Raw genomic sequence first — 9,987 nt, 5'->3', positions numbered from 1 at the left:
GCGCCGATACGGATCGGCATCACGTCGCCGCGCACCACGACATTATACCAGATCGACGCCCCGGCTCCGATCTCTACATCGCCGATCACCTGCGCGCCCGGTGCGATCCAGGCGTCGGCATCGATCCGGGGCTGCTGCCCGGCAAAGGGATGAACGGGCATCAGGCCTCCTTCACAAAGACGACGTGGCGGCGCGCAGGCGCCCCCTGTTCGAACAGCGGATGATCGAAATCCATCTCCGGCACATGGAGCATCCCCAGCCGCCGCATCACCGCCTGCGACGGTTCGTTGGTGCGGGCGGTATAGGCCAGAATGCGCGGCAGCCCCATCTGCCCGAAACCATGCGCCAGCGCGGCGGCGCCTGCCTCGGTTGCGTAGCCATGGCCCCAGGCTTCGCGCCGCAGCCGCCAGCCGACTTCCCATTGGCCGTGGATCGGCAGATTGGCATGGGCGATGCGGTTCAGCCCGGCAAAGCCCAGAAACAGCCCGTCCTCCTGTCGTTCAAGCGCCCAGAAGCCAACCCCGGTTGCCGCGATCTTGCCGTTCACCCGCTCGATCACTGCATCGGCTTCGGCGCGCGTCAGGATGCCGGGAAAGTGGCGCATCACTTCGGGGTCGGCGTTCATCGCCGCCCATGGATCGCGGTCGGCCTCGATAAAGGCGCGAAGCAGCAGGCGGCTGGTCCGGATCATGCGCGTTCCTTGGCGTAGATCACGCTTGGCCGCGCAAAATGGCCGGGCGCAACGTCGGGATGGTCGAAATCCCAGTCAGGCAGATGGTGCATGCCCAGACGCTCCATAAGCTTGCGGCTGGCAGTGTTCGATGCCGCCGTCATGGCGATTACGCGCGGGCCAAGGGCAAGCCCCCAGTCCAGCATCGGCAGCGCTGCCTCATGGGCATAGCCCTGCCCCCAGCAATCCTGCCTGAGCAGCCAGCCGATCTCGATCTCGTCGGGGCGGACAAGCGGCAACACGCCTTTGGCCAGCGTGATCGGCTTCAGCCCGCAATTGCCGATGATTGCCCCGTCCGATCGGCGCACCACCGCCTTGAAGCTGAAACCAAGCTCGCGGTCGAACCGCTCCATGCGGGCAAGGCGTTCCTCGCTGTCGTCGGATAGTTCTGCTCGGCCGAAATGATGCATCAGCACCGGGTCCAGCGAAAAACCGGCCAGAACTTCGCGGTCGGCCAATGTCCACGGCCGCAGGATCAGCCGTTCGGTGGTGAATATCTGCCCGGTGCTCATGGGAACAGCGGCGCTGCTTCCAGCCCCATCGTTTCCGGCAGGCCGAACATCAGGTTCATGTTCTGGAGCGCCTGACCGGACGACCCTTTTACCAGATTGTCGATCGCGGCGATCACGATCGCCCTGCCCGGCACCCGGTCGGCAAAGACGTTCAGCACCATGTGGTTCGAGCCCCTGACCATCCGCGTGGCTGGCGCAACGCCTTCGGGCAGCAGATGCACGAACGGTTCGTCGGCGTAGCGGGCCGCGACACAGGCCCGCAGGTCGGCGGCCGACCTGCCCTCGGCCAGTTCGACGGTGATGGTTTCCAGTTCCCCCCGGTTCATCGGCAGCAGGTGCGGCGTGAAGCTGATGGTGACATTCGCGCCGAAACGTCTGCTCAGTTCCTGCTCGATTTCCGGCATGTGCCTGTGGTGGCCGATGCCATAGGGGGCGACCGCCTCGGACACTTCGGCGAACAGGTTCGCCTCTTTCAAGCTGCGCCCGGCGCCCGACACGCCGGAAAGTGCGTTGATGGTGATATTCGATGGCCGGATCAGCCCGGCCTGCGCCAACGGCAGCAGCGCCAGCAGTGCCGCCGTCGGATAACAGCCCGGACAGGCGACGAGACGCGCCGCCGGCAGTTCGGCCCGCGCCATTTCGGTAAGTCCATAGACCGCACCGGCCAGCATGTGCGGCGCGGGGTGGGCGCCACCATACCATTGGGCGTAGATATCGGCGTCGTTCAGGCGGAAATCCGCCGACAGATCGATGATGCGGATTCGCGGATCGATCGTCGCCAGCAGTTCCGCCGACGCAGCATGCGGCAGGCAGCCGAACACTGCGTCGATCGAATCCCAGGGCAGTTCCTCGGCCCTGACTAGGCGCGGCAGCGCCGGATAGGCGCGAAAGTGCGGCCAGATGTCGGCCATGTGCTGGCCGGCCTTCTGGTTGGCCGCAAGGCCAAGGATCTCGACACCGGGGTGCGTAAGGGCGAGGCGGACGAGGTCGGCGCCGGTATATCCCGACGCCCCCAGAACTGCGATGCGGACAGGTGCGTGCATCCCTCCCCTTAGTGCTGTCCGGTAAAGCTCTTCAAGACGGGAAGCACCGAGGCGAAATCGTCGGACCATGCCGGAACGTCCGGCCGGGTGGCCATGTTCTGCCAGCCGGCAGGGTTGGCCGTTGCCTGCGTGAAGGCGCGCATCGACGCCTCGTCGGCGGCCAGCGCGATCCACACCGAGGCAGTATGCCCCTTGGCGCGGAGGTCGTCGGACGGCTTGTAGCTGAACACGCGTGCCGCCATGCCTTCGGCTTGTGCGATCGCCGCCACGACCGGTTGCAGATCAAGAAACCGGTTCGAGATGTGAACCAGCAGCACGCCGCCCGGCGCCAGCGTGTGGCGATAGGCGTCGAACGCTTCGCGCGTCAGCAGGTGCAACGGGATTGCATCCGACGAAAAGGCGTCGACCGCCAGCAGATCGAACCGCGCGGCAGGTTCGTCGGCAAGCTTCAGGCGCGCATCACCGACGACGATGCGGGCATCGGGCTTGCACGAGCTGACGAAGGTGAAGCGTTTCGGGTCGGACGCGATCTCGACCATCAGCGGGTCGATTTCGAACATCGTCCAGTCTTCGTCCGGGGTTGCATAGCAGCTCAATGTGCCTGCCCCCAGGCCAATCACCCCGATCCGCGCTTTCGGCCCGAACAGCGCGGGTGCGGCGCGCATCGCCTGCCCGACCCCGCTTTCCGGCACATAATAGGTCAGCGGCGCCAGCGCACTGCCGGGGTCCAGCGATTGTGCCCCGTGCATGGTCGTGCCGTGCAGCAGCCGCCGGATGTTGGCGCCCTCGACGTTCTGCACGGTGTAAACGCCGAAGAAGCTGCGCTGGCGCACGCCTTCGGCGGCCGAGGTTTCCATCTGCTTCCAGCCGCCCAGCCCAAGCATGATCATCGCCAGCACCCAGGTGAACAGGATCCGGCGGCCGATCGAAACCAGCGCCAGCCCGGCAAGCAGCGCCAGTTCGGCAACGCCGAACCAGGTGCCGTCGCCTGGAACGAACAGCTTGTTGACCCACCAGCCAAGCGCCAGCGACAGCGGCACCACAAGGATCTGGAACAGCCGCGCCGGGCGTTTGCCGCCCGCCCAGAAGTTCGAAAGCCATGCGCCAAGCGGCTTTGCCGGCACCAGCAGCGCTGCCGCCAGCAGCAGGATCGGATGTTCATAGACCCAGTCGAACAACTGCGGCGCGACGAGCGCCGGAAACAGACCGCCTACCACACCGCCGGCCGCCATCCACAGATAGAATTCGGTCAGCCGGCTGGCGGATGGCCGGTCTTCGGCCAGGGTGCCATGCAGCGCCGTCGACACGATCAGCAGCAGCAGCAGCGACGAAAGCCCGTAGATCGTCGCCGACTGTTCGGCCGCCAGCATGGCCGCGCTGCCGAACAGCAGCAGCGCCAGCGGCGCCATCCAGACGGCCATCCGGGTAACGCCTGCCCCACCCGACGAGAACACCAGAATGAAACTGATCAGGTAAACCGAAAGCGGCAACACCCACAGCATCGGCATCGCCATGATGTCGGTGGTGATGTGGGTGGTGGTGGAAAGCATCAGCCCCGAAGGCACCGCCGCAAGCAGCAGCCAGTGCATGCGCCGCCACCATGTCACCGGCCTGCTGCCATGTTCCGTCGCGGTGTCGGCCGCTACTGCCGGCGGGCGGGCGCCTGTGCGCAGCACCGCCAGCGCGCCCAGCGTGACCAGCCCCATCAGCAGCAGATAGCCCGACGACCAGAGGATCTGCTGGAACGGCAGGCTGGACAGCGGTTCCAGCAGGAATGGATAGGCAAGAAGCCCGGTCAGCGAACCGGCGTTCGAGGCCGCATACAGGAACCAGGGGCTTGCCGCGTGCGGATCGCCGGATCGTGCAAACCATGCCTGCATCAACGGCGCCTGTGCCGCGACCGCCACGAACACCGGGCCGATAGAAACCGCAAGCAGCTTCAGCAGCCAGACCGCCGCCGCATCGCCGGTTTCCGCGCCGCCGATTGCACGGATGCCGATCGGCAGCGTAAGGGTAGCAGCGGCGAACAGCAGCAGGTGGCAGATCGCCTGCGTGCGGAACGCGAAGCGTTGCAGCAGATGCGCATAGGCATAGCCCAGCAGCAAGGCCGCCTGATAGAACAGCATCGCCGTGTTCCAGACGCTTGGCGCGCCGCCCAGCACCGGCAGCGCCAGCCGCGCCACCAGCGGCTGCACCAGAAACAGCAGGAAGCTGCCCAGAAACACGATGGAAATGAAGATCGGCCGAAACGGAATGCGCAGTGCCTGTGCCTGTGCCTGTTCCTGTTCCTGCGTCTGTGCCTGCGCTGCCGCCAGATCCATCAGAAAAGACCCCCCTGTGACGGGCTCCAGCCTTCGTGGGCCAGAAGCCATGCTTTTTTATCCAGCCCTCCGGCATAGCCGGTCAGGCTGCCATCCGCCCCGATAACACGATGGCACGGAACGACAATGGCCAGCGGATTGCGGCCATTTGCGGTGCCGACGGCCCTTGCGTTCGGTCCGCGTGCCGATGCGGCACCCCCCAGTTCTCGGGCGATATCGCCATAGCTTCGCGTTTCGCCCGGCGGGATGCGGCGCAGTTCCGCCCAGACCGCGCGTTCGAACACACTGCCGACGACACCGGTGCGCAACGCCGAAAGCGCATGCAGATCGCCCGCGAAATAGGCCGTGAACGCCGCTGCGATATGCGCGGGCGGCTGCACTTCGCCAGTGCCGGCGGGGCGGATCGCATAGCGCGCAAGGCTTGCCGCCATGCGCTCGGGCGAATCGTGAAACTCGGCGGCCCAGAGAACGCCGTTATCGTCGTGCGCCAACGCCATCGGCCCGACCGGTGTGTCGATGGCCGACAGCCGGATGGTCATGCAGGCACACCGAACAGGTCGAACGCGTCGGCGTCCTCGATCGTCACCCGCAGGATTTCGCCGACACGGGCGGATGGCGCATCGCGCAACAGCACCCTGCCGTCGATCTCGGGGGCGTCGGCCTTGCTGCGCCCGGTGGCGCCGCCTTCGCCGTCGGCCTCGTCGATCAGAACGTCGATGGTGCACCCCACTTTGGCTTGCAGTTTGGCCGCCGAGATTGCCGCCGACTTTTCCATGAACCGGTCGCGACGTTCCTCCCGCACCTCGCGCGGCAGTGCGCCCGGCAGGCCGTTCGCGGCCGCCCCTTCGACCGGTTCATAGGCAAAGCAGCCCACACGATCGAGTTGCGCTTCGTCCAGCCAGCCAAGCAGGTGCTGGAAGTCTTCCTCGGTTTCGCCCGGAAAACCGGCGATGAAGGTCGAGCGGATAGTAAGGTCGGGCACGATCTGCCGCCATTTGCGGATGCGTTCCAGCACCCGGTCCTCGTTGGCGGGGCGGCGCATCGCCTTCAGCACCCGTGGCGAGGCGTGCTGGAACGGGATATCCAGATAGGGAAGGATCAGTCCTTCCGCCATCAGCGGCATCAGTTCGTCGACATGGACATAGGGATAGACATAGTGCAGCCGCACCCAGGCGCCGAGGCGGCCAAGCTCGCGCGCCAGATCGGTGATGTGGGCGCGCAGCCCGTCCTTGCCGAACGTCGCGTGGCGCAGGTCGCGCCCGTAGGCCGAGGTGTCCTGCGATATGACCAGCAGTTCCTTCGTTCCGGCGGCGACCAGCTTTTCGGCCTCGCGCAGGATGGCATCGGGTCGGCGCGACACCAGATCGCCACGCAGCGACGGAATGATGCAGAAGGAGCAACGGTGGTTGCAGCCTTCGGAAATCTTCAGATAGCTGTAATGGCGCGGCGTCAGCTTCAGACCGACATCGGGCACCAGATCGACGAACGGCTGCGGCGGCATCGGCGCTGCCTGCTTCACCGCCCCGACCACGGCTTCATATTGCTGCGGCCCTGTCACGGCCAGCACATCGGGATAGCGGGTGCGGATGCGATCCGCCTCGGCGCCCATGCAGCCCGTAACGACGACGCGGCCGTTTTCGGCCAGGGCTTCACCGATGGCGTCGAGGCTTTCTTCCTTGGCGCTGTCGAGAAATCCGCAGGTGTTCACGATCACCACGTCGGCGCCGGCATAATCGCCCGACATCCGATACCCCTCGGACCTGAGCGACGTCAGGATGCGCTCGCTGTCGACCAGCGCCTTCGGGCAGCCGAGCGACACCATGCCCACTTTGCGCGGCGGTTCGATCGAAACTTTTTCGGCCATGATCAGGCGGCGCCCACGTTCATCAGCATCAGCACTTCCTTGCGGCTGCGCTCGTCGCTGCGGAAGATCCCCATCATCCGGCTGGTGGTCATGGTGGAACCGGTCGTCCGCACGCCGCGCGCCGTCATGCAGGCGTGGCTCGCCTCGATGACGACGGCTACGCCGCGCGGGTTCAGCACGTCCTGAATGGCGTCGGCGATTTCGGCGGTCAGGCGCTCCTGCACCTGCAGGCGGCGGGCGTAGCCCAGCGCCACCCGCGCCAGCTTGGACAGCCCGACCACCCGGTCCGTCGGCAGATAGGCGATATGCACCCGGCCGATGATCGGCGCCATGTGATGCTCGCAGTGCGAATGGAAGGGAATGTCGCGCAGCAGCACGATCTCGTCGTAGCCGCCCACTTCCTGAAAGGTGCGGCTCAAGTGGTGGCGCGGGTCTTCCTCGTAGCCGCTGTAGTAATCGCGGTAGGCGCGCGCCACACGTCCGGGCGTGTCGATCAGCCCTTCGCGATCCGGGTCGTCGCCTGCCCAGCGAATCAGCGTGCGCACGGCATCCAGCACGTCTGCCGGGATTCCGGCATCGCGGTCGCCGTCGTGCGCTGCCTCGTCGTCGAGGCTGTGAAAATCCACCATCAATATCCTCTTGGCCGAACGACCTCCTTAGCCTCCTTAGGGCGGCGGGCCGAAATCGGCAATGTGAAGGTCAGGCGGCGATTTTCAGGCAGCCGCCCCGGTGCGGCGGCGCAGCAGCGTCCACAGAATGACAACTCCCAAGAGGTCGAGCACCGCAAGCGCCACGAACAGCGGGTTGTAGCCGAAGCTGTCGGCGCTTTTGCCGATCAGGAAGGTGAACAGCATGCCGCCGGTCCATGCGAAGGTGCCCGCCATGCCGCTGGCGGTGCCGACGGCCTTGCTGTCGAACAGATCGGTGCCAAGGGTGATCAGCGCGCCGTTCAGCATCTGGTGGGCAAAGCCGCCGATACAGAACAGCGCAATCGCCATCTGCGGCGATGTCGCCCAGCCGATCGCTGCCGGCCCCAGCATGCAGAATGCGCCGATCGTCATCGTAAGCTTGCGCGATTGCACCAGCCCGACGCCACGCCGCATCAGCCACGGCGGCAGCAGGCCCGCTGCCAGCGAGCCGAAATCGGCGGCCAGAAACGGCAGCCACGCCCAAAGCGCCAGCCCCTTCAGATCCATGCCCCAGACAGCAACCAGATACAGCGGGATGAAGAAATTGAACGTCTGCCACGCCGGTTCCGCCAGAAAGCGCGGCAGCGCGATCGCCCAGAAGCCCCGGCTTTTCAGCACTTCCTTGCGGGTTGCCGGCTTGCCGCCGCCATCGCCATCACCATCGTTGCGCCCGGCCTCGATCTCGGCCAGCTCGTCGGGGTGCAGCGCCTTGTGCTCTTCGGGGCGCCGGTAGCTGAACCACCACAGAACCGCCCAGCACAGGCTGAGCGCGCCGGTCACCAGGAAGGCCGACTGCCAGCCCCAATAGAGGATGCAGAAGGCAACCAGCGGCGGCGCGATCATGTTGCCGACGCTGGTTCCCATCTGGAACAGGCTGGTGGCCAGCGGCCGTTCCTTCGAGGGGAACCATTCCGATACGCTTTTGGAACCGGCCGGGATTGCTGCGGCCTCGGTCGCGCCAAGCAGGCCACGGAAGAAGGCCAGGCTGAACGTGCCGGTGGCCAGCGCATGCGCCATGTTGGAAAGCGCCCAGCCAACCGCGAAAATGAAGAAGCCTAGCCGGGTTCCCAGCGCATCCAGCACCGATCCGGCCACCGTCTGCATCACCGTGTAACTGGCCTGAAAGCTCAGCACGACCCAGCTATATTGCTCGACCGTCATCTCGAACTGCTGCATCAGGGTCGGCGCCGCCACAGAAAGCGTCGAGCGGGCCAGATAGTTCAGGATCGTCCCCAGTGTAACGAGGCCGATGATCTTCCAGCGCAGCGGGATTCGAGGTCGGGGGGCGTGCGGCCGGATCTGATCTTGCATAGCGCGACTGTATCGCAACCGCATTCGCTGACAAGGCACCGATTGCAGGTGCAGCCGGCCGTGGCAACGTCAGGCTGCCGTCGCCGCCAGCTTCTGCGCCTGCTCAAGCGCCGTGCGGTCGCGGCCGATGGTGGCAACTGCTACGATTTTGTCGCCGTTCCGATACTTTACAGCACAGTCGTTCGCGCCGATGTCGCCATCCACTTCGATCGAATCCCAGCCTTCCGCATGGCCGACATAGCGAATCGCCACATCGAAATGCGCGCTCCAGAAAAACGGCGTGTCGACATACCGAACCGAACCACCCAGCATGTTTTCGGCGACGACCTGCCCCTGCCGTTCCGCAACCACCCAGTGCTCGACCCGCATGGTGGCGCCATCGGTGGCTGCCCAACGCGCAACATCGCCCGCAGCATAAACGCCGGGCACCGCCGTCTCGAGATGCTGGTCGACCAGCACGCCATGATCGATCCGCAGCCCGGCCGCCTCGGCCAGTGCCGTGCGCGGCCTGACGCCGACCCCGATGATCACGATGTCCGCCACAAGGCGCGTGCCGTCGGCAAGCTGCACAGCCGTTTCCTCGATCGCGGCAATCGTCGTCTGCATGTGAAAGTGAACGCCATGGCCTTCGTGCAGGTGGCGCAGATGATCGCCCAGCGCCGGGCCGAGAACCCGTTCCAGCGGGCGCTCATCAAGCGAGACGACATGCACGTCCAGCCCGCGCTGACGCAATGCGGCGGCTACTTCCAGCCCGATGAACCCGGATCCCAGCACCACGGCGGATCGCGCCGTTGCTGCGCGCGTAACGATGGCGCGGCTGTCGGCAAACGAGCGCAGCGTGAACACATGTGCCCGATCGGCGCCGGGGATCGGCAATCTGACGGGTTCGGCGCCGGTCGCGATCAGCAGCCGGTCGAACGCGAACGTGCGCCCATCGGCGGTCGTCACCCGATGGTCGGCCAGATCGATCTTCGCAACTGGCGTTGCCAGATGCACGTCGATCCGCTGTTCGGTGTAAAAACTCTCCGGTTTCAGCGGGATCCACGCGTCGGGTGCGGCGCCCGCCAGAAAATCCTTCGAAAGGTTCGGGCGGTCGCACGGCCAGTCGGCGTCGGCGCTTAGCATCGTCAGCCGGCCCCGATACCCGCGCCGGCGCAGCATCTCGGCGCAGGCAAAGCCCGCCGCTCCTCCACCGACGATCACGATATCGGCGGGCTGCTTGCCGCCGGCCGCCAGGGCCGCGGCCGCAGCGACCGCTTTCCGGCACACGATGATGCGGTCGCCTTCCTGCTCGACCTGCCAGCAGGGCAGCGCATCGAAGGCCGGAGCACCCAGCGCTTCGCCCGTCTGCAACGAGAAGCAGGCATGGTGTAGCGGGCAATGCACGGTGTCGGCAACAAGAATGCCCTGCTCCAGCGGCCCGCCATAGTGGGTGCAAAATGCGCCAACGGCGCGAAAACCGTCGCCCAGCCTTGCCAGCAGGACTGCCTCCTCTCCGACATGGCCGCGCAGCATCG

General features: G+C 65.9%; 10 protein-coding genes. All 10 read right to left on the bottom strand.

Going from position 1 to position 9,987, the window contains the following annotated elements; genetic code table 11:
* Positions 1 to 161: gamma carbonic anhydrase family protein (locus tag AC16JP_RS01405; RefSeq protein ID WP_484338816.1), on the bottom strand; the 161-nt coding region annotated here is incomplete at its 3' end.
* Positions 161 to 691 carry a GNAT family N-acetyltransferase gene (locus AC16JP_RS01400; protein WP_484338815.1) on the bottom strand — a complete coding sequence of 177 codons (531 nt, stop codon included), beginning with the start codon at positions 689 to 691 and terminating at the stop codon, positions 161 to 163. The genes AC16JP_RS01405 and AC16JP_RS01400, both read right to left, overlap by 1 nt.
* Positions 688 to 1,242: a GNAT family N-acetyltransferase gene (locus AC16JP_RS01395; protein ID WP_484338814.1), complete on the bottom strand. Its 555-nt coding sequence runs from the start codon at positions 1,240 to 1,242 to the stop codon at positions 688 to 690. Before AC16JP_RS01395 ends, AC16JP_RS01400 begins: the two co-directional genes overlap by 4 nt.
* Complete coding sequence (gene argC / locus AC16JP_RS01390) at positions 1,239 to 2,285, bottom strand: N-acetyl-gamma-glutamyl-phosphate reductase (RefSeq protein WP_484338813.1); 1,047 nt, start codon at positions 2,283 to 2,285, stop codon at positions 1,239 to 1,241. The genes AC16JP_RS01395 and argC overlap by 4 nt, the downstream gene beginning before the upstream one ends.
* An 8-nt stretch (positions 2,286 to 2,293) precedes the next feature.
* Positions 2,294 to 4,606, bottom strand: a complete 2,313-nt coding sequence (locus AC16JP_RS01385; protein WP_484338812.1) for a fused MFS/spermidine synthase — start codon at positions 4,604 to 4,606, stop codon at positions 2,294 to 2,296.
* Positions 4,606 to 5,145 carry a methylated-DNA--[protein]-cysteine S-methyltransferase gene (locus AC16JP_RS01380; RefSeq protein WP_484338811.1) on the bottom strand — a complete coding sequence of 180 codons (540 nt, stop codon included), beginning with the start codon at positions 5,143 to 5,145 and terminating at the stop codon, positions 4,606 to 4,608. Before AC16JP_RS01380 ends, AC16JP_RS01385 begins: the two co-directional genes overlap by 1 nt.
* Positions 5,142 to 6,470 (bottom strand): 30S ribosomal protein S12 methylthiotransferase RimO, encoded by a 1,329-nt coding sequence (rimO, locus tag AC16JP_RS01375; protein ID WP_484338810.1) that lies wholly within the window; start codon positions 6,468 to 6,470, stop codon positions 5,142 to 5,144. The genes AC16JP_RS01380 and rimO overlap by 4 nt, the downstream gene beginning before the upstream one ends.
* A 2-nt stretch (positions 6,471 to 6,472) precedes the next feature.
* The gene (folE, locus tag AC16JP_RS01370; RefSeq protein ID WP_484338809.1) at positions 6,473 to 7,099 is read right to left on the bottom strand and encodes a GTP cyclohydrolase I FolE; all 627 of its coding nucleotides are present in this window, start codon (positions 7,097 to 7,099) and stop codon (positions 6,473 to 6,475) included.
* Positions 7,100 to 7,183: 84 nt separating this feature from the next.
* Positions 7,184 to 8,470 (bottom strand): MFS transporter, encoded by a 1,287-nt coding sequence (locus AC16JP_RS01365; RefSeq protein ID WP_484338808.1) that lies wholly within the window; start codon positions 8,468 to 8,470, stop codon positions 7,184 to 7,186.
* A 69-nt stretch (positions 8,471 to 8,539) separates the two neighbouring features.
* Positions 8,540 to 9,987 (bottom strand): FAD-dependent oxidoreductase (locus AC16JP_RS01360; protein WP_484338807.1); only part of this gene is annotated, 1,448 nt, incomplete at its 5' end.

The organism is Sandaracinobacteroides sp. (assembly GCF_057137845.1).
Note: the sequence above shows the minus strand (reverse complement) of the source record. Positions and strands in the feature narration are given on the sequence as shown.